The organism is Streptomyces sp. NPDC059256 (assembly GCF_042753785.1).
In the GTDB taxonomy this organism is placed as follows: Bacteria; Actinomycetota; Actinomycetes; order Streptomycetales; family Streptomycetaceae; genus Streptomyces.
On record NZ_JBHYZO010000001.1, the window covers coordinates 908,220 to 931,125 of the forward strand.

Genomic DNA, 22,906 nt, shown 5'->3' on the forward strand with positions numbered 1-22,906 from the left:
AGGATCGCACCCACACCCGTTTCAGGCGCTGCTGAGCGAGAGCTTCACGGCGAAGCCGAGGAACAGGGCGCCCGCCGCCGATGTGGCCCCCGCGGACAGTGCCCTGCGACGCCGGAAGGCCGCGGCGAGATGGGTGCCGGTGAAGATCAGCAGGGTCAGATAGAGGAAGGACGCCAGTTGGGCGAAGGCTCCGAGGACCACGAACGACAGTGCGGGATAGGCGTAGGCGGGATCGACGAACTGCACGAAGAAGGCGATGAAGAAGAGGATCGCCTTGGGGTTGAGGAGGCTGATCACCAGGGCCCTGCGGAAGGGCCGTTCAACGCTCGCGCCGTCCTCAGCGCCCTGTTCGGACAGGGTCGCCTCGGGCAACTCGCGCCGCGCCCGCCACATCGACCAGGCCGCGCGCAGCAGTCCGATCGCCAGCCAGGTCAGATATCCGGCACCGGCGAACTTCACGATGCCGAAGAGGACGGCGTTCGCCTGGAGCAGCGAGGCGACACCCGCGGCGGAGAGCACCATCAGCACGGCGTCGCCGCACCAGACGCCGGCTGCGGCAGTGTATCCCGTACGCACGCCGCGTCGGGCCGCGACCGAGAGGACGTAGAGCGAGTTCGGGCCCGGCAGGAGGACGATCAGTATGAGACCCGTCAAGTAGGTCGGAAGATCGGTGACACCCAGCATGAATCGGAGTTTCGCACAGAGTTACGGTGATTCATCAGTGTGTTCCCGGTCACGCCCGGAAGCGCCGGGACGGTCGGACGTCCTGTGCCGGCGTCAGAACGCGTCCGCGGGCACATAGGCACCCCAGACATCACGGAGTGCGTGGCAGACCTCGCCCACGGTGGCCCGCGCCCGCAGGGCCTCCTTCATCGGGGGCAGGACGTTGTCGGTCCCCGCAGCCGTCTGTCTGAGCGCGTCCAGCGCGGCCAGGACCGCGGATCCGTCACGTTCTTCCCTCAGCCGCGCCAGCCGCTCGATCTGCCGGGCCTCGATCAGCGGGTCGACGCGCAGCGGCTCATAGGGCTCCTCGGCGTCCAGGGTGAAGCGGTTGACTCCCACGACGACCCGTTCGCCGCTGTCCGTCTCCCGGGCAATGCGGTACGCGCTCCGCTCGATCTCCCCCTTCTGGAATCCCCGCTCGATCGCGCCGACCGCACCACCGAGGTCTTCGACCCGTCCCATCAGCGCCAGGGCGGCTTCCTCCACCTCGTCCGTCAGCTTCTCCACGGCGTACGAACCGGCGAAGGGGTCCACGGTCGCCGTCACATCGGTCTCGTACGCGAGGACCTGTTGGGTGCGCAGTGCCAGCCGGGCCGACTTGTCCGTCGGCAGGGCGATCGCCTCGTCGAAGGAGTTGGTGTGGAGCGACTGGGTGCCGCCGAGGACCGCGGCGAGCCCCTGTACCGCGACCCGTACCAGATTCACTTCGGGCTGCTGGGCGGTCAGCTCTACGCCGGCGGTCTGGGTGTGGAAGCGCAGCATCATCGACTTGGGGTCGCGCGCCCCGAACTCCTCCCGCATCACCCGGGCCCAGATCCTGCGGGCCGCGCGGAACTTGGCCACCTCTTCGAGGAGCGTGGTCCGTGCGACGAAGAAGAAGGAGAGCCGGGGGCCGAAGTCGTCCACGTCCATGCCCGCGGCCAGGGCCGTGCGCACGTACGCGATGCCGTTGGCGAGGGTGAACGCGATCTCCTGTACGGGCGAGGCGCCGGCCTCCGCCATGTGGTAGCCGGAGATGGAGATGGTGTTCCAGCGCGGGATCTCGGTCCGGCAGTGGCGGAAGATGTCGGCGACCAGTCGAAGGGACGGCTGTGGGGGAAAGATGTATGTGCCCCGGGCGATGTACTCCTTGAGCACGTCGTTCTGGATCGTGCCGGTGAGCCGATCGGCCGGGATGCCCCGCTCCTCGCCGACGAGTTGGTAGAGCAGGAGCAGCAGTGCGGCGGGGGCGTTGATGGTCATCGAGGTGGAGACCCGGTCCAGGGGGATCCCGTCGAAGAGTGCCCGCACATCGTCGATGGAGTCGACGGCGACCCCGACCTTGCCGACCTCGCCGTGGGCGATCTCCGCATCGGAGTCGTGGCCCATCTGGGTGGGCAGGTCGAAGGCGACGGACAGACCGGTGGTTCCGTGCGCGATGAGCTGTCGGTAGCGGGCGTTGGACTCGGCGGCGGTGCCGAAGCCTGCGTACTGGCGCATCGTCCAGGGCCGGCCCGTGTACATGGAGGGGTAGACACCGCGGGTGTAGGGGTACGCACCGGGTTCGCCCAGGCGCTCGGCGGGATCCCACCCGCTGAGCGCGTCCGGTCCGTAGACCGGATCGATGGGCAGTCCCGATGCGGAGTGGTGGGCCATGGCGGTGCCTCTCCCCTGAATCGATTCGTCATCACAGCTCTTCCCGCATCGCACGGGGTTCTGCAACCGAACCGGACGGGAATCCATCTCCTGGGGCAGAGTCTCCATTTCCGGGTTTCCAGGGACTCTGCGGGATGGATCATCGTCTTTGGTTCACGGGGGGACACAAAGGATGAAGAGGTTTCGAGGATGCGATGTCCGGAGTCGGCGCACCACCGGCGCCGTTCGGCGGGGCCTGGCCGCGGTGGCGGTTCTCGCGCTGACGGCGGGCTGTTCGGCGCAGGCGGCCGTCACCCCTTCGGTGCGTACGGATGACAGACCGCGGGGATCGGCGGCGCCCGATGGCGTCCCGACCCCGACCCCGACCCCGAGCGCAACGCCGTCGAGTTCGCCGACCGCCGATGCACGGCCCGAGCCGAGCGAGGAGCAGAGCGCCAGCCCGGCCGAGGTGCTGATGTCCGAGGGCACGCAGGGCGGTCGGGTACGGGAACTACAGGCCCGCCTCGCCCAGATCGGCTGGTTCGACGATGCGCCGACCGGGGTCTACGGACGGATCACGGTCGCCGCGGTGAAGGGGTTCCAGGCCAAGCGCGGACTGCCCGCCGACGGGGCGACGGACACGATCACCTGGCAGCGGCTGCTGGGGATGACGACCGAGCCGACGCGCGGCGAACTCGACGGCAAGGCGGTCAACAAGCCCGCCACCAAGCTCGATCCGCGCTGTCTCAACGGCCGGGTGATGTGCGTCAGCAAGACCACGCGCACCCTGTCCTGGGTGGTCGACGGCACAGTGCGCTCGACGATGGACGTGCGCTTCGGATCCCAGTACACCCCGACCCGCGAGGGCTCCTTCAGCGTCTTCCTGAAGTCGAAGGACCATGTGTCCACGCTCTACGACACCCCCATGCCGTTCGCCATGTTCTTCAGCGGCGGCCAGGCGGTCCACTACTCGTCGGACTTCGCTGCGCGTGGCTACAACGGTGCTTCGCACGGCTGTGTGAACGTGCGCGACCGACAGGCCGTCGCGGCCCTGTACGAGCAGGTGCGCAACGGCGACAAGGTCGTCATCCACTGGTGAGGGCTGCTGGCTCGCGGGGCTGCGAAAGACGGTCGAGAAGGGCGCGGGCGGGACCGGGGGAACGTGTCCCGCCCGCGCCTGATGCGCCCAGCCGTAGGTACGGGGGGAACCCCGGCTTCTGGCGCCGCCGATGACCAGTCGGCTCACTTACTACTGCGCCGTAGGCTCCAGAAACGTCACACCTGACCGTACGGTGGCGAAAAATCGCTGGTCACACGCATGATGCGGAGCGCTCGGCCGGTGCCTCAGCGCTGCGGCCGGTAGATCCGAACAACGGGATCGGCACTCTCCGGGCCCGGGCCCGCGGCCCGAATGCCCCGGCCGTTCTGTGAACCGCTCGCGCGCTGCTTCGGCTTGCCGTTGACCTTGCTGGTGTCTCTCTGGTGACTCTTGTCGGGCCGGCCGTACGGGCGGTCGACAGCGGTCGAGCCGGCGCCCGTCACCGAGCCGCTGGAGTTCGAGCCGCTGGAGTTCGGCCCGCCCTGGATCCCCTGGCCGCCCGGCGCTCCTTGGTTGCTCTGGCCGCTGCCGCCGTTCTGACTGCTCTGACTGCCTTGGCCGTTCTGGCCGTGGGAACCGTTCTGGCCGCTGCCCGAGGCACCACCGAGGACATCGGCACAGAACTGGTCCACGGTGACGCCGTGCCTCTGCGCGGCCTTCTCCAGCCGCTTCAGCCGCTTGCGGTCGATCGTGCCCGCCCGGTGATCACGACAGGCGGCCTCCAGCTTGCGCTGTTTGCCGTTCTTCGCCGGGGGCTCCTCGGTCACCGTCACGCCCGGTGTCCCGGGCGGTGGTTCAGCCGGTTCGGTGGTGGCCCCCGGTACGGGGGGCTCGGTGGTGGTCCGCTCCTCGTGTGGCCGGACCCTCGGGGGCGCGGCGCCCCCCTCGGTTGCGCGCGGGGTCGGTTGCCCGCCCCGGGCCCACGGCGGCTCCTCCCCCGGAGGTTCTCCGGTGGGCGCGCCCGACACCGAGGTCGCGGGCGTCGAGCCCTCGTCGAAGGGCGAGGGCAGCAGTCCGGTGGTCGCCCCGACGGCCACCCCGCCGAACGCGAACCCGGCGAGCGCGGCGATCACGCCGTACCGCACGGGCTGCATCAACCGGGCCGCGAGCGAGGGGCGGGGAGCGGGAAGGACCCGTACGATCCCGAAGTCGTGTTCCTGGCCCGCAGCGTTCCGGTCCCGGGCTCGGCGGAAGGCGATCAGGGCGGCGGCCTCGCCCGCCAACTCGGCGTCGTCGACGCCGGCAGGAACCTCCGGTTGACGCGCGTTGCGCAGCGCTGCGGTCAGTCGTGCGGCCTGCGTGCGAGCGGGTTCGTCGGGGACGTCGACCGGCTCACCGCGGAGCAGTCGCTCCGCCGCTTCCTCGTCGAGCCACTCGTACCGCTCATCGGCCATCACATGTCCTTCTGCGTCCGCAGCCGTGTATGCGTCACACCGGCGGGTGCCGTCGCACCCGGCCGTGGTCCACGCTGCGGAGGCACGCCGTTGAGATCCGCACCGCACTCCGCGGGGTCGGCAACCGGCTGCCCATCGGCGTCCATGGCACCACCCGGACCGTTGGCACCGTACGCGCTGGTGGCCCTTTCCCGGTAATCGGCCTCCTGTGCGGTGAAGTCGGGTGGAGCTTCGGTGAACTCGGCTTCCTCCAGGCTGTCGGCGCCCAGGAGTTCGGCGAGCCGCTTGAGCCCGCGGTGGGCGGCGGTGCGCACGGCTCCGGGCCGCTTGCCGAGGGTCTGGGCGGCGCTCTTGGCGTCGAGCCCCACCACTACCCGCAGTACGACGGCTTCCGCCTGGTCCTGTGGGAGCTGGGCGATCAGTGCCAGGGTGCTTCCGGTGGAGAGTGCCTCCATGGCCTCGTCCGCGGTATCGGAACTCGCCGGTCGACCGGTGAGCTCGCTCTCGTCGCCTCCGACCGCGGGGCGGCGACCGCGCATGCGGACGTGGTCGAGGGCCCGGTTGCGGGCGATCCTGGCGGCCCAGCCCCGGAATCTGTCCGCGTCACCGTTGAACCGGTCGAGATCGCGGGCGATCTGCAACCACGTCTCGGACGCCACGTCCTCGGCATCGTGCTCCCCGACGAGTGTTCGTACATAGCCGAGCAGCCGCGGATGCACGGCGCGGTACACAGTGCGGAAGGCGCACTCGTCCCCGTCCTGCGCCGCGAGCACTGCGGCGGTCAGCTCCGCGTCGTCCCCCAGCACTACCTCTACCTGTACCTGTTCAGATTCGCAGCTGGTCATCACTGCCCGCGTCCCCTGTACGCGAGTGAGCACGCTACGGCTTGCCCAGGGGCCACGTCCATGGCTTGTACAACTTGCAACAATATGCCGACTCGCCCGACACGAAAGGGTGTGTGACAGAAATCGCCTGCTTGACGCTGAATGGAGTACGGGGGCGCTTTGCGGCCCCGATGGACGGCGACCGGGGCCTCTCCTGTGGGGGGTGGCGGCCCCGGTCGTCCTTCCGTCTGCCACCGCCGGGCACGGGCAAACCCCCTGGCAGGCGGGCATCCACCGGCCTTCGAGCCGCCAGCGCGCTCACTTCCCCCCTGTGGTCATCCGCGGTCGACCGGGTTGGTCTGCGGGGACTGGGCGAGCGGACGGAGTTCACGGGGTCCCGATCTCCGGCCTTCATGGGGTCCCCGATCTCCGGCGCGCCCTGTTGGACATGGCCTGCACCGGCCATCGATCATCGAACCCATATTCGGATCGGTGTGCCGCGCAGGACGGGGACGGCATACGCGCGCGTTGAGCAAGCTGAGCAAGCGGCAGAGCGGCAGAGCGGCAGAGCGGCAGAGCGATACTGACGCACCACGACGCCGAGTAGGACAAGCAGCCCTGGCGCAGGTCGGGCAGGCAGCATCGACCATCACACCCCGCCACACCCCCGGGCGAAGTGGCGGCCGGTCGCCCCGGACGCCACGCCTGAACCCGCCACGCCACGCCTGAACCCGCCCGCACGCCGGGCTCACCGCGGGCGCGACCGGATCAGCGCTGGACCCTGGCCCGGCGGGACACCACCGCGCGCAGCACCCGCTGCCCCTCGGTGGAAACGCGCTGCACCTGCCGCAGACCGATCCGGCCCTCCCCTTGGGCCAGGATCTCCAGGACCCGCAGTTGACGGCGCAGTTCGGCAGTGACCAGAGGTCCCGCATCGGTGGGCTCGCCCTCGCGGCACCCCTTGAGCACCTCGATCACGGCGGACGCGGTCGGCTCGCCGGCCGGACCTGCGTCGAGTCGGTGGTGGAGTTCGAGAGCCGCAACCGAACAGTCGTCGGCCCACTCGCGCAGCGGCTCGACCTGCCAGTCGTCCGGTGCGGCATCGAGCATGTGACGGATCAGAGCGGCGGCCTCGTCCGCCTCGCCATCGCCCGGGGGCGCGGCCCCCGCGAGGGTGTCCCTGGCTTCGGCCAGCCGTCCCGGCCAGCCCCCCGCACCTTCGGCGAGTCCATCCCACAACGGACCGAGTGGATCGGCCTCGGAGGCGAGCAGGGGCAGACAGCGCTCCAGGCAGGCGAGCCCGCTTGCGGCCAATCCCCGCTCGTCCGCCTGTGCGATCAGTTCCCTCAGGCTCTTCGACGCCACTGACGCCTCCCATCGCGCACGCATGTCATTACCGCGCACACCTGAGCCCCGTGGCTCAATCGCGTCATGCCGAAGGCACCGGAGAACCGGGTCCTTGCAGGGCGGTACTACGAACCGCTCATCAGCATGGGTCTCGGGCTGCTTGGCGCAAACTACTCCCATCCAAGCCCCGTCCGCCACGTTTGGGCGGAGCTGAGCGGTCTTGGACGCCCCACATCACGATTTATCAAGTGAGCACTACCCATACACACTTGCACCACACTTCTGTTACATTCTGCGCACCTGGAGCTCGATTGACGGGACGGTGCATCGTTCCTGCGGGCTCCCGGGAAGCAGCGGTGCGAGTCCGCACACCCCCGGGCGGACTCGCGCCGCACCCCGCTGACCGGATGCTGCCGTGGCGTCGCGCCGCCCCGGATCGGGTCCTCGACTCCCGCTTGGACGGCACCGGTCGTACGACCCCGTACCCCTGCCGGCGCCCCTGATCCGACCCGTCCGAGCACCTCGCGCTCCCGCCGCCTTCGCCGTGCGCGGGCTTCAGTCCAGTCGTTCGGCGAGCGCCGCGAACCGGGCCCAACTGAGGGTGGGTTTCCGCGGGTCCCACACCTTCTGGGCCAGTGCGCTCAGCGGGAGGACGATCGCCCGTGCGATCTGATCCGGCGTCTGGGAGCGCGCCAGATCACACCAGATGGCGAACCGCGCCCCCACGATCTGGTCGGAGTACTTCGCTGGAACCGGTCGGGTGCCGCGGAGCACCAGCGGGGTCCACTGCTCATAGATGCGCTGACCGGTCGGATAGCGGAAGTCATTGGGCTCGCCGAGTACGTAGTAGAGGTACTCGTCGTTGACGTTCACCACCCGGCGCCCCTCGGCGAGGTACTCCACGGGCGGGCGGGCCCCTATCTCCTTGCCCGTCCAGTACTCGACCTCGATGTCCTTGTCGACGCTGACCTCACCGCCGCGGAAGAAGCCGTCGTTCCACGCCTTGAGCCGCCGATCGAGCGGACGCAACACCTCGGCCCGGTCGTTGACCCACTGGGTCGCCAGGTCCTGGACCTGTCCCTCGGGGCCGTACTCCTCGCGGGCGATGGCGGCGAGCCGCGGAAAGGACGCTTCCGGATTGCGTCGGGTGAGGGCCTGGTACTCGTCACCCCCGAGGTGCCAATAGGCACCTTCGAACAGATCGGCGTACTCGATGAGGAGTTCGTCGACGAGTCGCGCCGAAGCCGGGTTGCCGATGTCGATCGCTCCCCGCACGCTGCGACCCGCCGCGTCCCTGAGTCGCAGTTGCGGATGGGCGGCGAGTACCGCCCCCAGATGGCCGGGTGAGTCGATCTCGGGGATCACGGTGATGTGCAGGGAGGCGGCGAGCGCGAGGATGCGACGCACCTCCGCCTTGGTCAGATGGTCGCGGGACACCACCTCGGGATGGCTGTCCGACTCGATCCGAAACCCCTGGTCGTCGGAGAAGTGCAGTCCGAACTGATTGAGCTTGAGGTCGGCCATCTCCCGCAGCCGCCCCTCGATCCAGCCCGCGCTGAAGTGCTTGCGGGCGGTGTCCACCATCAGTCCGCGCTGAGGCCGGTCGGGCGCGTCCCGAACGACGCCTTCGGGCATGGCACCGCCGGAGCGCACCGCCTGTTTGAGCGTGCGGGTGCCGTAGAAGACACCGGCTTCGGAGGGCCCCGCTATGCGGACGCGATTGTCGGCGGTGTGAACGGTGTACGACTCGGAGCCGCCCTGCTGGGAGGGTGCGAGGACCAGTTCCACATCGCCGGGCCTGACGGGTCCGGCCTCCCGGTAGGCGATCTTGAGTTCGCCGGCGAGCAGTCTGGCCTCGTCCGCCAGGGCCTCGCCGCCCGCGGTGACGACGACTCCCGAACCGGGCGTGGGGCGCCAGCCCGGACCGCGTGCCGGTTCATGGTTCCGTACGGCGGGGATCGTCGCCGGTGCAGTGGAGAGGGGGTACGTCCGGGTGGGTGACGGGCTGGGCGTGGGGTCCGCCGTGCCGCGGTCAGCACCGGCATCGGTACGACTGGATCGTCCCGACTGACCGGAATCTCCCGGTTCATTCGAGGTTCCCATTGAGCAGCCGGTCGCTGCTATCGAGAGGGCAGCGGCCACGACGACTGCCGTACCACCCCATCCGGTACGCGCGAAATGCCGTATCACTTACATACCTCCCTTAAAACGAGTGAATCTTATGAATCAGACGAATCTCACGAAATCGCCCAACTACCTCACATCACCCGATACAGCAGGTGAAACTCTCCCGTCCGGGTGAAAATCGCTCATCCGTCGGACAGCCCTTCAGCGGCATCGATAGCGTGGAGACACTCCTGCCCCTTCTGTCACTTACTTCACATGGTCCGGGGTTCTGGCCGACTCGCCCAACCGTCTGCCCGCCCCAACCCTCTCCCTCTTCGACACCTCTCGCCTCCCTTACCGCCTCCCTTACCAACCGTCAGTCGCACTAGTTCCATAAGTTCCATTGGTTCTCTTTGCTCACTTGTTAACCACTTGCCCTGCCCTGTCGCCCTCTCGGCTTCACCCAGCCCTCCGCTCGATCGCCGACGACCTTCCGGCGCTCGACCCGTCCCAGTTCCAGGAGCCCACGCTGTCCAGCGAAGTCCCCGTCGGCCTCCCGAAGCGACCGGCAGCCCCGCCGGGCACTCCCACCGCACCGCCGCCCCGATCACGAACCCGACCGCCCGGGCAGCGTCCCCTGGCGCCCGCCGGTCTGGAACGCCTCAACCGGATGGACCAGGACGCTGCCGTCGCCGCCCTCCTGAACTGCTGCGGGAGCCGGCATTGGGCCGAACGGCTGGTCGCCCACCGCCCCTATCCCGATCTCGATGCCCTGCTGGCGGCCTGCGATGAGGCCAGCTACGACCTCTCCCCCGCCGATCTCCACGAGGCGCTCGCCCGGGAACCCGCCGCGGGGCCCGACCGGGCCCTGACGGACGTACCGACATCCGCCCTGACCGCACTGGCCGCGGCCCACGCCGCGTACGAGAGCAGATTCGGCCACTCCTTCGTCATCTGCCTCGTCACATTCCGGCCAGCCGAACACCTCGATCAGATCTTGATCGGCATCCGTGCGCGACTCGCCCATACCCCCGACACAGAGCGGGAGGTCGCCGCAGAGGAATTGCGCGGTCTGGCCCGATCCCGACTGATCCGCCTGGTGTCCTAGCCCCCTCGGCGACCACGGCCCCGGCACGTCCCCATACCACCCGGCCTGGCGATAGCCCGTCCGTGGCTCTTTGATTGCCTGTTTGATCACACCTGCCGACCCGGCGCGAACGAACCGACAAGTCGTCGCTACGATGGCCGGGGCCGGTGGACCATACCCGGCCGGGCCAGACCGACCATCGCAAGCCGGCAGGCCCCAATCCCCGCTCCCGGAGGGCTCTTCCGTGCCGGCTGGAACGCTGTACCGCGGCCGGGAAGGAATGTGGTCATGGGTGGCTCATCGAGTCACCGGCGTCCTCATCTTCTTCTTCCTGTTCGTCCATGTCCTTGACACCGCTCTCGTCCGTGTCTCCCCCGAGGACTACGACAAGGTCGTAGCCGTCTACAAGACGCCGATCGTTGCCCTGCTGGAGTACGGCCTCGTCGCCGCCGTGCTGTTCCACGCGCTCAACGGCCTGCGGGTCATCGCCGTGGACTTCTGGTCCAAGGGACCGCGCTACCAGAAGCAGATGCTCTGGACGGTCATGGGCATCTGGATCGTGCTGATGGCGGGTGCGCTCTACCCCGTCCTCGGACACGCCGTACGTGAAGTCTTCGGGAGTTGATGCCGGACATGTCTGCTGACACCTCTTCCGCGATCGGTCCCGTCGAGAGCGGCTCGCTCTACGACGTGGACAACCCGGCCCCCCTGATCGAGGCCCCGCGCAAGCGCACCGGCAAGACCCCGCGCGCCACCCGCGGCAACTTCGAGATGGCCGCCTGGCTCTTCATGCGGCTCTCCGGCGTGGTGCTGGTCGTGCTGGTCATCGGCCACCTCGTGATCCAGCTGGTGCTGGACGGCGGCGTCTCCAAGATCGGCTTCGCTTTCGTCGCCGGTCGCTGGGCGTCCCCGTTCTGGCAGGTCTGGGACCTGCTGATGCTCTGGCTCGCCATGCTGCACGGCGCCAACGGCCTGCGTACCGTCATCAACGACTACGCCGAGCGGCCGAACACGCGTCTGTGGCTCAAGGGCCTGCTGTACACCGCGACGGTGTTCACCATCCTGCTGGGCACGCTGGTGATCTTCACCTTCGACCCGAACATCCGCTAAAGCCGGGGCTGACGAACCACATGAAGATCCACAAGTACGACACCGTCATCGTCGGCGCTGGCGGAGCGGGCATGCGCGCGGCCATCGAGGCCACCAAGCGCAGCCGGACCGCAGTCCTGACGAAGCTCTACCCCACCCGCTCCCACACCGGTGCGGCGCAGGGCGGCATGGCCGCCGCGCTCGCCAACGTGGAGGAGGACAACTGGGAGTGGCACACCTTCGACACGGTCAAGGGCGGTGACTACCTGGTCGACCAGGACGCCGCCGAGATCCTGGCGAAGGAGGCCATCGACGCCGTCCTCGACCTGGAGAAGATGGGCCTGCCGTTCAACCGCACCCCGAACGGCACCATCGACCAGCGCCGCTTCGGCGGGCACTCGCGCAACCACGGCGAGGCCCCCGTCCGCAGGTCCTGCTACGCGGCGGACCGCACCGGCCACATGATCCTCCAGACGCTGTACCAGAACTGCGTCAAGGAGGGCGTCGAGTTCTTCAACGAGTTCTACGTCCTGGACCAGCTGATCACCGAGGTTGACGGGGTCAAGAGGTCGTCCGGCGTGGTCGCCTACGAGCTGGCCACCGGCGAGATCCACATCTTCCAGGCGAAGGCCGTCATCTACGCCTCCGGCGGCACCGGCAAGTTCTTCAAGGTGACCTCCAACGCCCACACGCTCACCGGTGACGGGCAGGCCGCCTGCTACCGGCGCGGGTTGCCACTGGAGGACATGGAGTTCTTCCAGTTCCACCCGACGGGCATCTGGCGCATGGGCATCCTGCTCACGGAGGGCGCCCGCGGTGAGGGCGGCATCCTGCGCAACAAGGACGGCGAGCGCTTCATGGAGAAGTACGCGCCCGTCATGAAGGACCTCGCCTCGCGGGACGTCGTCTCGCGCTCCATCTACACGGAGATCCGCGAGGGTCGCGGCTGCGGACCCGAGGGCGACCATGTCTACCTCGACCTGACCCACCTGCCACCGGAGCAGTTGGACGCCAAGCTGCCCGACATCACGGAGTTCGCGCGCACCTATCTGGGCATCGAGCCGTACACGGACCCGATCCCGATCCAGCCGACCGCGCACTACGCCATGGGCGGCATCCCCACCAACGTCGAGGGTGAGGTCCTCGCGGACAACACCACCGTCGTTCCCGGTCTGTACGCCGCCGGTGAGGTCGCCTGCGTCTCGGTGCACGGCGCCAACCGACTGGGCACCAACTCGCTGCTGGACATCAACGTCTTCGGCAAGCGCTCCGGCATCGCCGCCGCCGAGTACTCCGCGAAGAACGACTACGTCGACCTCCCCGAGAACCCGGCGTCGCTGGTCCAGGAGCAGGTGGAGCGGCTGCGCAACTCCACCGGCAAGGAGCGGGTCTCCGACATCCGCCGCGAGCTCCAGGAGACCATGGACGCCAATGTCATGGTCTTCCGCACCGAGCAGACCATCAAGACGGCGGTCGAGAAGATCGGCGAGCTTCGCGCCCGCTACAAGAACGTGTCCATCCAGGACAAGGGCAAGCGGTTCAACACGGACCTGCTGGAGGCCATCGAGCTGGGCAACCTGCTCGACCTGGCCGAGGTCATGGCCGTCTCGGCGCTGGCCCGCAAGGAATCCCGCGGCGGTCACTACCGCGAGGACTACCCCAACCGTGACGACGTCAACTTCATGCGCCACACCATGGCGTACCGCGAGGTCGGCGACGACGGCTCCGAGAGCATCCGTCTCGACTACAAGCCGGTCGTCCAGACCCGCTACCAGCCGATGGAGCGTAAGTACTGATGGCTACCCCCGTACTGGACAAGGTCGAGGCCGACTCAGCCGCCTCGCCGTACATCACGGTCACCTTCCGCATCCGCCGCTTCAACCCGGAGGTCTCCGAGGACGCGGTCTGGGAGGACTTCCCGATCGAGATCGACCCCAAGGAGCGGGTCCTCGACGGTCTTCACAAGATCAAGTGGGATGTCGACGGCACGCTGACCTTCCGCCGCTCGTGCGCGCACGGGATCTGCGGCTCGGACGCGATGCGGATCAACGGCAAGAACAGGCTCGCCTGCAAGACGCTGATCAAGGACCTCAACCCCGCCAAGCCGATCACGGTCGAGCCCATCAAGGGCCTGACGGTCCTCAAGGACCTGATCGTGGACATGGAGCCGTTCTTCCAGGCGTACCGGGACGTGATGCCGTTCCTGGTGACCAAGGGGAACGAGCCGACGCGTGAGCGCCTCCAGTCCGCCGAGGACCGCGAGCGCTTCGACGACACCACCAAGTGCATCCTGTGTGCCGCGTGCACCAGCTCTTGCCCGGTGTTCTGGAACGACGGGCAGTACTTCGGCCCGGCGGCCATCGTCAACGCGCACCGCTTCATCTTCGACTCGCGCGACGAGGCCGGGGAGCAGCGGTTGGAGATCCTGAACGACAAGGACGGCGTGTGGCGCTGCCGTACGACGTTCAACTGCACCGACGCCTGTCCGCGTGGGATCGAGGTCACCAAGGCGATCCAGGAAGTGAAGCGGGCGCTGATCACCCGCCGCTTCTGATCGAACGTCATACCTGCCTTCCGGACGCGCTTCCGGGCTCAAGGGTGTTGCAGAAGGCTCCGGTTCCCTGCGGACCGGGGCCTTCGCCTTTGGCACCGTTACCGGCACGGACTTCACCGAGCGCGGCGAGACCTGGCAGGATCGGTGGGAACGTCTGTATGTGTTGCAGCGGGAAGCGGGGAAACCAAGATGACCGAGCCGAATCCATACGCGGCGGAGGGCGAGCCCGAGTACCAGTGGGGGCCCACACAGCCCTACGGATACCCACATGACACTCCGGGATACGGCTACCCGCACCAGCCTGCGGGCTACTCCCAGACCCAGCCGGCAGGGGTCCCGGTGCCCGTGCACGGTCCGCCGACGGGCGGGACCCCGCTGTTGGCGATCGGTGACATCACGGTGATGAGCGAGTCGATCATCACGCCGGCCGGACCGATGCCGCTGAAGGGCGCCGTCTGGAACGCCACGGACATGTCACGCACCGAGGAGAAGATTCCGACGTACGCGGTGGTGCTGGCGATCGTCTTCGCCCTGGCCTGTCTGTTGGGTCTGCTCTTCCTGCTGATCAAGGAGCGCAAGACGACGGGCTTCGTCCAGGTGACGGTGGCGAGCGGGGGCAAGCACCACGCGACGATGATTCCGGTGCACAGCCCCTATGCGTTCCAGGAGATCATGGGGCAGATCAACTACGCCCGCTCGGTGAGCAGCCTCTAGCGACACCGTACGGGGGAGCTTGTGTGGTGGGGGCAGACGGCCTTCGGGCGTCTGCCCCCACCCATGTCCGCTCCCGGGACCAGGGTGCCGCCCTCTCAGGGCGGATGTCACAACTGGGTGGTGATCGTCGGATCGGTGATCTCCTTGTCGTTGGCCAGCAGCATCGCCTTGCTGAGGATCACCGCGAGGGTGTTGTCCCCCTCGAACGGCAGATATCCGCTGTCCGTCGCACCGGTCCGGGCCCCCGGCACGATGCAGAGGTAGCGGTCCATCGGTGCGATCAGGATGTTCCCCGACCCCAGATGGATGCGGTACGTGTGGAGTTCGCCCCGCACCTGGAGGAACCGCCCTTCCACGGTGCAGCGGTCTCCGATCGCGAGCCGGGGAAGCAGTCGGGTGAGCAGTTCGCCGCGCGCTTGGGCGGTGCGGGACAGATCGCCGAAGGCGAAGGACTGCCAGTAGTCGCGGAAGTGGCCGCCCGGTCCGCCGTCCTGCCAGGTGGGGTCGTTGCCGACGGAGGCCACGCCGACGAAGAGGTCCACGTCCCGCAGGACTTCGGAGAGGACCAGTTCGGGTACGGCGTGCAGCGGCAGGGGGTCGAGTATCGGAGCCCCGTCCTTGCGCCAGTAGGCGCGCTGGGCATAGGCGCCGCCGCCGACATGGGCCCAGTTGTGCGCGGCTTCCAGGGGGTAGAAGCGGACCTGATCGGTGGCAATGCGCTGGTAGGCGCCCGAGGAGCTGAGGTCGCCGTCCTCCGGGCCGCCGACGCTCTCGATCCAGAACTCGGCGCGCAGCCCCCACAGGGGCAGTTCCTTGTAGGGGGGCGGGGCGACATCGTCGACGCACAGTCTCAGCTTGGAGGTCCATCCGCGGGCTGCGGCCAGGGCGTGGAACTGGTACTGCCGCAGGAAGTGGCCGGCGAAGCGGTTGGAGTAGTTCCCGGTGGTGCGCTCGGCTTCGGTGAGGGGGTAGGTCTCCCGGTGGGCCTGCTTGAACGGCTGGGTGATCTCCCGGTCCTCCAACCACTGCCGCCAGGCCGCGGCTTCGGCATCGGGGCGTCCCACCGGGTGCCAGAGGGTGACGGTCGCGCTCGGGTCGGCACTCACCCGCTCGCCGTCGACCGTGCGCAGTTCCGTGCCGTCCAGGGCGACGCCTACACCGTCGACGGCCCAGATCAGTCTGCGCGCGAGCGTCCCCACCAGCGGGTGGTCCAGGATGCGTTCGCGCCAGCGGCCCTGCGGCCAGCTGCGACGGGCGAGGAACTGTCGGTCCAGCCGCTCGGACTGCGCGGTGAGCATCTTGTCGATGTCCTTGGCGGCGGCCCTGACCTCCTTGACCTCCTCCGCGTAGGCGCTCCTGACCGCGGCGGGCGGGCTCTTCACGATCCGTCCCGCGGCGGTCCGCCAGGAGAGCAGTGTCTTGCTCCCGCGCACCTCCAGCAGGGCGATGGCGTCACCGACGGCCCGTTCACCGCGCCCGACAGTGGTCAGTCCGTACGTGGGGGTGCTGAGCTCCTCGATCTCCTCCCGGGAGATGCCGGCGTCCTCCGCGCGTGAGTCGAGGGCGGTGCCGATCATCTTCAGCGTGGGCTTGTAGACGACCCGGGTGGACAGTCGGGCCAGTTCGGCGAGGGCTGCTTCGCCCTCCGTGCGGGAGAGTGCGACGACGGCTGCGTTGGCGACCTTGGGGCTCCTGGGTCCGACGTCGGGGAGCTTGCGCAACGAGGTCGTGACCAGTGCGCCCAGGGCACGCACGGTGTCCTGCTCCGGTTCCATCAGGGAGGCCAGCCAGGCGAGACCGCGCAGTGCGTCGGCGTTGTAGGCGTCGTACTCCTGGTCCGATCCGTAAGTGAATCTGAGCGGGAGCGTCCGGGGGCTGCCGACCAGTCCCAACCAGGTCAGCGCCGAGGTCCGAACGGTCCTCGGGCCGATCTCCGCCACCAGGGCGCGGACGGCCCGCTCCCACGCGCGGGTGGGTTTCGCAGACCTGGCTGCCAGGAGCCGCTGGAGCAGCAGTCGCCCGGGCTCCCCCCAGGTCGAGGCGTCGGCGAGGGCTCGGTCCGCCCATGCCTCGCCCGGGTTGAGCACGGGCTCGGTCAGCTCACTGAGGATGTCGTCGAGAGGGTCCTCGGACCAGTAGGCGGCCAGTCGGGAGCGTCGGACCATGGCGATGAAGGGTCCGGGCAGGGGGCGGCCTGCCTTCTGCTCGCCTCGGATGAGCTCCACCAACTGGTGGGCGTCGTAGTGGACGGTGTTCTGGGAGAGGCGCTCGATCCGTTCCCTGCGCTCGACTTCGAGCAGTTCGGCGCCGGGGTCGGCGGTGCGGATCAGAGTGATCATGACGCTGAGGGCCACTCCGGTGTCGGCCCCCTCGTGATAGCGGCTGATCCAGTGCCGGGCCAGCTCCTGGCGCTGGTCTTCGGGCAGTTCGCTCATCCGTTTGAGCAGACAGGCCCGGTCGCCCGGCCATTGGTTGTCCTCCCGGGTGCCGATCTGAAGGAGCAGCTCGGCGAGCTCGGGAAGGTCCCCCGCGGCGATGGCGGCGCGGACGGCCATGATGTCGGCGTACGCCGATTGCCCCTTCTGCATCAGCCACCGACCAGGGGGACGAGCTTGAGGAAGGTGACCTCGGTCGTCTTCGCGAGGCAGACGACCTCGTCGAGCTCGGATATCTGCCGCTCCCCCACGAGCACCAGGAAGCCGTTGCGGCCGAATGCCTCGATGGCGCGCTCACAGGCGGCGTCCGCTTCCTCGCCGGGGGCCTCCTGTCTCACCCGTCGTCGAATGAGCTCCCCGAGCGGCAGCCGCTCCTCGGCGACCACGACGCCCACGGAGCCCAGTCGTTCACCAGTTGTCGTCTCGTCGACGAAGGTCACCAGTCCCATGCGAACGACCGTAGTCGAGCCCACTGACATCAACGCCGATGGGAGCGGGGCGCCCCGGTCAGGGGTGGTCGACAGGTGGAGTTGTTCGGGCGGGCGCGGGGCTGTGGTGCGTGCGGAGGAAGTCCAACAGCAGCCCGGTGGTCTCGTCCGGGCGTTCCAGTGCGGGCAGATGGCCCGCCCAGGCCAACTCCCTTAGTTCGGCCGAGGGGAGCAGCGAGGCCAGACGGCTCGCGGTAGCACGGAAGTCGGGCAGGTCGTGGGCGCCGAAGGCGACGAGCGCGGGCGCGGTCACCGCGGTGAGGGTCTGGGGGTCGAAGTCCCGGTCGCCGTAGTGCTCACCGTGTTCATGGGCGGCGGCGTCCTGCACCTCGAAGGCGTGCTGCTGCATCTGGCGCACCGCCGAGTGGGCCGCGGGTCCCGCGTCGGGGCCGAGCCAGGTGCGGGCGTTGAGTACGGCCGCGCCGAACAGATCGCCGGCCTCGAAGAGTTCCGTCTCCTTCTCGTCGAACGCGACGAGTTCGGGGCTGGCGCCCATATCGGGCAGCCCGGCGCAGAGCAGGGCGAGGGCGGTGACCCGCTCGGGGGCCAGGGCCGCGGTCTCCAGGGCGATCCGCCCGCCGTAGGAGGAGCCGACCAGCGCGACTTCGTCGATGTGGAGTTCGTCCAGGAGCGCCAGGACGTCGTCCGCGTCGCTGTAGGGGCCGCGACCCGCGGGGGTCTCCCCGTACCCACGGAAGTCGCAGCGGATGACCTGCCAGCCCGCCTCCACGAGCGCCAGCCATTGGGGGTCCCACATGCGGCGGTCGCAGACGGTGGAGTGCAGGAGCAGAACGGTGGGGCCGGTGCCGGCCAGGTCATAAGTCAGGTTCACCGGGCTGACATTAAGCGCGTGCCGAGGTGAGCGCTCCTGAGTTTCCCCCTCGCCAGACTCACTTGAACATGTTCAAAAACAGGTCTACATTCAATCCCGTCAGCATTTTTGAACGTGTTCAAGGAGTGTGTGGCATGGACGACCTCAATGTGGTCGCGTACATCGTCTATCTGCTGATCAGCGTGGCCCTGACGATCTGGGTGGCCCGCACGCTCAGCAAGAACGGGCGGATCTTCCTGTCGGACGTCATGCACGGCAACGAGAAGTTGGCCGAAGCCGTGAACCATCTCCTCGTCGTCGGCTTCTACTTGGTGAACCTCGGCTTCGTCGCCCTCTATCTGCGGGTCGCCGAAACCGTCGACGACGCCCGGGAACTCTTCGATGCCCTCTCGGTGAAGCTCGGCGTGGTGCTGCTGGTCCTCGGTGTGATGCACCTCGGCAATGTCTACGTCCTCAACAAGATCCGCAGGCGCGGTGTGATGGAGCGCGAGCAGATCCCGCCGGTGAGCCCACAGGGCTGGACCAACCCGGCCGACCGCACCCCGCCCCCCAACGACGGCGGCCGTGCCAGGGCCGGAGCGTGACCCGATGGCCAGCCAGCCCCGCCCCCACGCCCCGATCGCCTCGCTGACTGTCCTCTACGACGCCAACTGCTCCCTCTGCGTCCATCTGCGGCACTGGCTCAAGGGCCAGCCCCAACTCGTACCGCTGCGCCTGGTGCCCGCCGGATCCGTGGAGGCACAGCGGCTGTTCCCCGAACTCGACCACGCCCGCACCCAGCGGGAGATCACCGTCATCGGCGACCAGGGCCAGATCTTCAGCGGATCCGCGGCATGGATCGTCTGTCTGTGGGCGCTCGCCGAGCACCGCCCGAAGGCCCACTGGCTCGCCACCCCGAGCGGAGCGCCCTTCGTCCGCGGCACCATGCTCGCCGCCGCCAAGTACCGCGAGCTCTCCGGTGCGGGTCCGGGCACCGGTTCCGGGCAGGCAGCCTGCGACGACCAGTGCGAACTGCCCGGCTAGGCTCGCACCGTGAGTGAAGAGAAGGCCCCCAGGAGCATCCCGAAGAGCGAACAGACCCGGACGCTCATCCTCGAAACCGCGCTCCGGCTGTTCCAGGAGCGCGGCTACGACAAGACGACCATGCGGGCCATCGCCAAGGAGGCCGGGGTCTCGGTAGGCAACGCCTACTACTACTTCTCCTCCAAGGAGCACCTCATCCAGGGCTTCTACGACAGGATCGCGGCCGAGCACCAGGCCGCTGTCCGTCCCGTGCTGGCGCGGGAGACCAAGTTGGAGGCCAGGCTCGCGGGGGTGCTGCTGGCCTGGCTGGACATCGCGGAGCCGTACCACGAGTTCGCCGCCCAGTTCTTCAAGAACGCGGCCGACCCGGACAGCCCGCTCAGCCCGTTCTCACCGGAGTCGGAGCCCGCCCGTGAGGAGGCCATCGACGTCCACCGCCAGACGCTCGCGGGTGCCAAGGCCAAGGTCCCCGATGAGTTGGCCGACGCCTTCCCCGAGCTGATGTGGCTCTCCCAGATGGGGCTTGTCCTCTACTGGGTCTTCGACCGCTCGGAGGGGCACGAGCGCAGCAGACAACTGGCGGTGCGCGGTGCGCGGGTCACCGCCCGGGGCATCACCCTGGCCCGCTTCCGGGTGCTGCGCCCCCTCGTCCACGACGTGCACGAACTGCTGACGGACCTGCTGCCCGGGATGGCGCAGAACGTCGCTGCCCGCAAGGAGAAGGCCCCCGCCCCGCGCCGTCGGACCGCATCCGCGCCGACGGGGAAGGCAGCCACCCCGGACATGGGCGCGGACGGCGAGGCGGACACCGACCGGGAGGAGTAACCGGACGGCGAGGCGGACACCGACCCGGAGGAGTAACCGGACGGCGAGGCGGACACCGACCCGGAGGAGTAACCGGACGGCGAGGCGGACACCGACCCGGAGAAGTGACCGGACCGCCCGGCCACTCCCCTCCTCGGCTACTTCTCAGCGGCTCCTTCGCGGCTCCTACGGTGTTCAGTTGCCCTTCAGCGGCGAGCACCCTCCGGGGCCAGCACCACGTCCTGCACCAGGGGCTCATCACCGACGACGACGTGCCTCACCCACGGTTCGTGCCCGGGCGATGTGACCGTCAGGAGGTGGGCGCCGCCCTCGGGAGCCGAGAGGACGTACGAGCCGTCGGCCAGCGACACCACCCGGTCGATCCGTGCGCCGTCGGGTGACTCCAGCGTCAGCACACCGCCCATCACCGGCTCGCCCCGCCCGGTGTGGACCAGCCCGTGCACGACCGAGCCGGTCGAGCCGGTCGAGCCGGTCGAGCCGACCGTGGGCACCGCCGTACGGGAGGCCGACGCCGGCACGTCGGGCAGGGCGTCGCCCGGTTCCACCGCCAGATGCGGAAGTCGAGCCTCCAGCACGGCAGGCAACCACCAGTTGGACCGTCCGAGCAGATGCATCACGGCCGGGACCAGCGCCGTGCGCAGCAGGAAGGCATCCAGAGCCACCGCGACCGCCAGCCCCACACCGGCCATGCCCGCCTCCATGTCGCCGCTGAGGACGAAGGCACCGAAGACACAGATCATGATCAGGGCGGCGCAGTTGATGACCCGGCTGGTCTCGGCCAGCCCCACCCGCACGGCCCGGGCGTTGTCCTTGGTGTGCACCCACTCCTCGTGCATCCGGCTGACCAGGAAGACCTGGTAGTCCATGGAGAGTCCGAAGAGCAGGGACAACATGATGACCGGCAGGAACGCGGTGATCGGCCCCTCCTTGCCGATGCCGAGGAGTTCGGTTCCGTAGCCCCATTGGAAGATCGCCACCAGCACCCCGAAGGACGCGGCTGCGGCGATCAGGTTCATCACCGCGGCGGTCAGCGGCACGAGGATCGACCGGAAGGCGATCATCAGGAGGATGAAGCCGAGCACGATGATCGTGGCGACGAAGTACGGAAGCCGCTCGCTGGTCACGGTCGCGAAGTCCTTGAAGACGGCCGTGACCCCGCCGACGTGGACCTTCTCACCGGACGCGGCGATGACGTCCTCCCGTAGGACGTCGATCAGTCGGTCGGTCTCCTCGGACTGCGGTGACGTCGTCGGAACCACCTGGATCACGGTCAGTCCCGAGCCCGGCCGGGACGGCAGCGCCGCGGCGAAGGCCACGCCCTCGGTCCTGCTCACTCGTTGCACGAGTTCCTGGACGGCGGGGGGTTCGACACCGTCGGCGACCAGTTGCAGGGGCCCGTTGAACCCGGGGCCGAAGCCGTCGGCCAGCAGGTCGTACGCCTGGCGCGTCGTGGATTCCTCCGGGTGGTTGCCCTGGTCGGTCGCGCCGAGCCGGAGCGAGAACACCGGGATCGCCAGAGCCACCATCACCAGCAGCGCCACCGCTCCGATCGCTCGCGGCCGACGCTGGACCACCGCTGACCAACGGGCGGCGAGACCGCTCGCCTCGGCGGGCGCGGGCCCGTTCGCGGCCAACCGCTGCCGCTGCCGACGGCTGAGCACCCTCGGTCCGAGCACCCCCATGAGCGCGGGCAGCAGGGTCACGGCGGCCAGGACGCTCAGGACGACGGTGAGCGAGGTGGCGATCACCACGCCGTCCAGGAAGCGGAGGTTCATCACGAGCATGCCGGCGAGCGCGATGCACACCGTCCCGCCCGCGAACAGCACTGCGCGCCCGGAGGTGTTGAGCGCATTGACCGCGGACTCCTCCGGCTCCATGCCGCGGAGAAGCCCCTTGCGGTGCCGGGTGACGATGAACAGCGCGTAGTCGATGCCGACCCCGAGCCCGATGAGCGAGCCGAGCAGCGGTCCCACCTCGGGCACGTCCGTGACATGGCTGAGCAGGATCGTCGCCATCATCGCCGTACCGACCGCGAACACGGCGACGACCAGGGGCAGCGCCATCGCGAAGAGGGAGCCGAACGCCAGGAAGAGCACGACGGCCGCGGCTGCGAGGCCCACGAGTTCCGCGGTGCCCATCGGCGGTTCCTGGATGCGCTTGACGGCCTGTCCGCCGATCTCCGTCTGCAATCCGTCGGCCGCCGCCTCCTCGGTGAGGTCCACGACGTCCTGGACGAGCGCCTTGGGCACCGCGTCGGCCTGGTCGACGAAGGTGATCTGGGCGTACGCGGTCCGCCCGTCCCTGCTGATCTGGGTCGCGCCTTCGGGTGCATAGGGGCTGATGACCTCGCCGACCCCGCGCATCCCCGCGATCTCCCGGAGGGCGGGCTCCAGCCGCTGCCGTACGGGGGCGTCCCGCACCGAGCCGTCCTGCACCCGCCACACCAGGGTGTTCTGGTCCCCCGACCGCTCCGGGAACGCCTTGACCAGAAGGTCGAGCGCCTTCTTGGAGTCGGTGTCGGGAAGGCTGAAGACATTCGAGTAGTGAGTGCCCGCGGCGGTTCCGGCCACCCCCAGGCCCAACAGCGCCCCCACCCACAACACCAGAACCACCAGCCGATGCCGATAGCACCACCGTGCCAACGCCGTCACGATCACTGCTCCTTCGTCGATCCCCAGCCCCCGAGTGGCTTCAGAATCGGCCGTGCGGTGCGGTCATGGCGGGATTCGTCCCTGACTCACAAGGAACTCCC

The 22,906-nt window shown here is 68.8% G+C and carries 20 protein-coding genes; 10 read left to right on the forward strand and 10 right to left on the reverse strand.

Translation table 11 applies throughout. From position 1 onward, the window contains the following. Positions 1-21 precede the first annotated feature (21 nt). Together leuE and ACFXJL_RS03935 are read right to left on the reverse strand one after the other, a co-directional pair. Positions 22-684 (reverse strand): leucine efflux protein LeuE, encoded by a 663-nt coding sequence (leuE, locus tag ACFXJL_RS03930; protein ID WP_384631622.1) that lies wholly within the window; start codon positions 682-684, stop codon positions 22-24. 93 nt (positions 685-777) lie between these two features. Beyond that, a complete protein-coding gene (locus ACFXJL_RS03935; protein ID WP_358876366.1) occupies positions 778-2,358 on the reverse strand; it encodes a methylmalonyl-CoA mutase family protein in 1,581 nt (526 codons plus the stop codon). A gap of 172 nt (positions 2,359-2,530) precedes the next feature. Here ACFXJL_RS03935 and ACFXJL_RS03940 point away from each other — a divergent pair, with 172 nt between their 5' ends. Then, positions 2,531-3,436, forward strand: a complete 906-nt coding sequence (locus ACFXJL_RS03940) for a L,D-transpeptidase family protein (protein WP_384688912.1) — start codon at positions 2,531-2,533, stop codon at positions 3,434-3,436. A gap of 245 nt (positions 3,437-3,681) precedes the next feature. Here the strand turns inward: ACFXJL_RS03940 and ACFXJL_RS03945 are convergent, their stop codons facing one another. The 4 genes from ACFXJL_RS03945 to ACFXJL_RS03960 form a co-directional block, all read right to left on the reverse strand. After that, the gene (locus tag ACFXJL_RS03945) at positions 3,682-4,830 is read right to left on the reverse strand and encodes a hypothetical protein (protein WP_384688915.1); all 1,149 of its coding nucleotides are present in this window, start codon (positions 4,828-4,830) and stop codon (positions 3,682-3,684) included. Beyond that, a complete protein-coding gene (locus tag ACFXJL_RS03950; protein WP_384688918.1) occupies positions 4,830-5,636 on the reverse strand; it encodes an RNA polymerase sigma factor in 807 nt (268 codons plus the stop codon). The genes ACFXJL_RS03945 and ACFXJL_RS03950 overlap by 1 nt, the downstream gene beginning before the upstream one ends. Before the next feature lie 786 nt (positions 5,637-6,422). Continuing rightward, complete coding sequence (locus tag ACFXJL_RS03955) at positions 6,423-7,019, reverse strand: hypothetical protein (protein ID WP_358876369.1); 597 nt, start codon at positions 7,017-7,019, stop codon at positions 6,423-6,425. A 537-nt stretch (positions 7,020-7,556) separates the two neighbouring features. Then, a complete protein-coding gene (locus tag ACFXJL_RS03960; RefSeq protein ID WP_384688922.1) occupies positions 7,557-9,104 on the reverse strand; it encodes a glycoside hydrolase family 20 protein in 1,548 nt (515 codons plus the stop codon). Between the two features lie 655 nt (positions 9,105-9,759). On the opposite strand from ACFXJL_RS03960, the gene ACFXJL_RS03965 reads away from it, so the two are divergent. The 6 genes from ACFXJL_RS03965 to ACFXJL_RS03990 all read left to right on the forward strand — a co-directional run bounded on the left by ACFXJL_RS03965 (position 9,760) and on the right by ACFXJL_RS03990 (position 14,551). Beyond that, positions 9,760-10,215, forward strand: coding sequence for a 2-oxo-4-hydroxy-4-carboxy-5-ureidoimidazoline decarboxylase (locus tag ACFXJL_RS03965; RefSeq protein ID WP_384631926.1), 456 nt, complete (start codon positions 9,760-9,762; stop codon positions 10,213-10,215). 223 nt (positions 10,216-10,438) lie between these two features. Further along, the gene (sdhC, locus tag ACFXJL_RS03970) at positions 10,439-10,819 is read left to right on the forward strand and encodes a succinate dehydrogenase, cytochrome b556 subunit (RefSeq protein ID WP_308312055.1); all 381 of its coding nucleotides are present in this window, start codon (positions 10,439-10,441) and stop codon (positions 10,817-10,819) included. An 8-nt stretch (positions 10,820-10,827) separates the two neighbouring features. After that, positions 10,828-11,304, forward strand: coding sequence for a succinate dehydrogenase hydrophobic membrane anchor subunit (locus ACFXJL_RS03975; protein ID WP_329022437.1), 477 nt, complete (start codon positions 10,828-10,830; stop codon positions 11,302-11,304). Between the two features lie 20 nt (positions 11,305-11,324). Next, entirely contained in the window at positions 11,325-13,079 is a 1,755-nt protein-coding gene (gene sdhA, locus ACFXJL_RS03980) for a succinate dehydrogenase flavoprotein subunit (protein WP_358876372.1), read from the forward strand. Beyond that, on the forward strand, positions 13,079-13,837 hold the full coding sequence (locus tag ACFXJL_RS03985; protein ID WP_358876373.1) for a succinate dehydrogenase iron-sulfur subunit: 759 nt from the start codon (positions 13,079-13,081) through the stop codon (positions 13,835-13,837). Before sdhA ends, ACFXJL_RS03985 begins: the two co-directional genes overlap by 1 nt. Positions 13,838-14,026: 189 nt before the next feature. After that, entirely contained in the window at positions 14,027-14,551 is a 525-nt protein-coding gene (locus ACFXJL_RS03990; RefSeq protein WP_358876374.1) for a hypothetical protein, read from the forward strand. 107 nt (positions 14,552-14,658) lie between these two features. Here ACFXJL_RS03990 and ACFXJL_RS03995 read toward each other — a convergent pair whose 3' ends face one another. The 3 genes from ACFXJL_RS03995 to ACFXJL_RS04005 are packed head-to-tail and all read right to left on the reverse strand — an operon-like array spanning position 14,659 to position 18,306. Further along, entirely contained in the window at positions 14,659-17,139 is a 2,481-nt protein-coding gene (locus ACFXJL_RS03995; protein WP_384688929.1) for a DUF4132 domain-containing protein, read from the reverse strand. Then, positions 17,139-17,435 (reverse strand): hypothetical protein, encoded by a 297-nt coding sequence (locus ACFXJL_RS04000; RefSeq protein WP_358876376.1) that lies wholly within the window; start codon positions 17,433-17,435, stop codon positions 17,139-17,141. The genes ACFXJL_RS03995 and ACFXJL_RS04000 overlap by 1 nt, the downstream gene beginning before the upstream one ends. Positions 17,436-17,493: 58 nt before the next feature. After that, positions 17,494-18,306 carry an alpha/beta fold hydrolase gene (locus tag ACFXJL_RS04005; RefSeq protein ID WP_384688932.1) on the reverse strand — a complete coding sequence of 271 codons (813 nt, stop codon included), beginning with the start codon at positions 18,304-18,306 and terminating at the stop codon, positions 17,494-17,496. A gap of 134 nt (positions 18,307-18,440) precedes the next feature. On the opposite strand from ACFXJL_RS04005, the gene ACFXJL_RS04010 reads away from it, so the two are divergent. Genes ACFXJL_RS04010 through ACFXJL_RS04020 form a run of 3 tightly spaced genes read left to right on the forward strand, consistent with a single transcriptional unit; the run spans position 18,441 to position 20,154 of the window. Continuing rightward, positions 18,441-18,890, forward strand: coding sequence for a hypothetical protein (locus ACFXJL_RS04010; RefSeq protein WP_358876378.1), 450 nt, complete (start codon positions 18,441-18,443; stop codon positions 18,888-18,890). A gap of 4 nt (positions 18,891-18,894) precedes the next feature. Next, complete coding sequence (locus tag ACFXJL_RS04015; protein ID WP_384631634.1) at positions 18,895-19,329, forward strand: thiol-disulfide oxidoreductase DCC family protein; 435 nt, start codon at positions 18,895-18,897, stop codon at positions 19,327-19,329. Positions 19,330-19,338: 9 nt separating this feature from the next. After that, entirely contained in the window at positions 19,339-20,154 is an 816-nt protein-coding gene (locus tag ACFXJL_RS04020; RefSeq protein ID WP_358876380.1) for a TetR family transcriptional regulator, read from the forward strand. Between the two features lie 185 nt (positions 20,155-20,339). Here ACFXJL_RS04020 and ACFXJL_RS04025 read toward each other — a convergent pair whose 3' ends face one another. Continuing rightward, the gene (locus tag ACFXJL_RS04025; RefSeq protein ID WP_384689168.1) at positions 20,340-22,796 is read right to left on the reverse strand and encodes an MMPL family transporter; all 2,457 of its coding nucleotides are present in this window, start codon (positions 22,794-22,796) and stop codon (positions 20,340-20,342) included. Positions 22,797-22,906 lie beyond the last annotated feature (110 nt).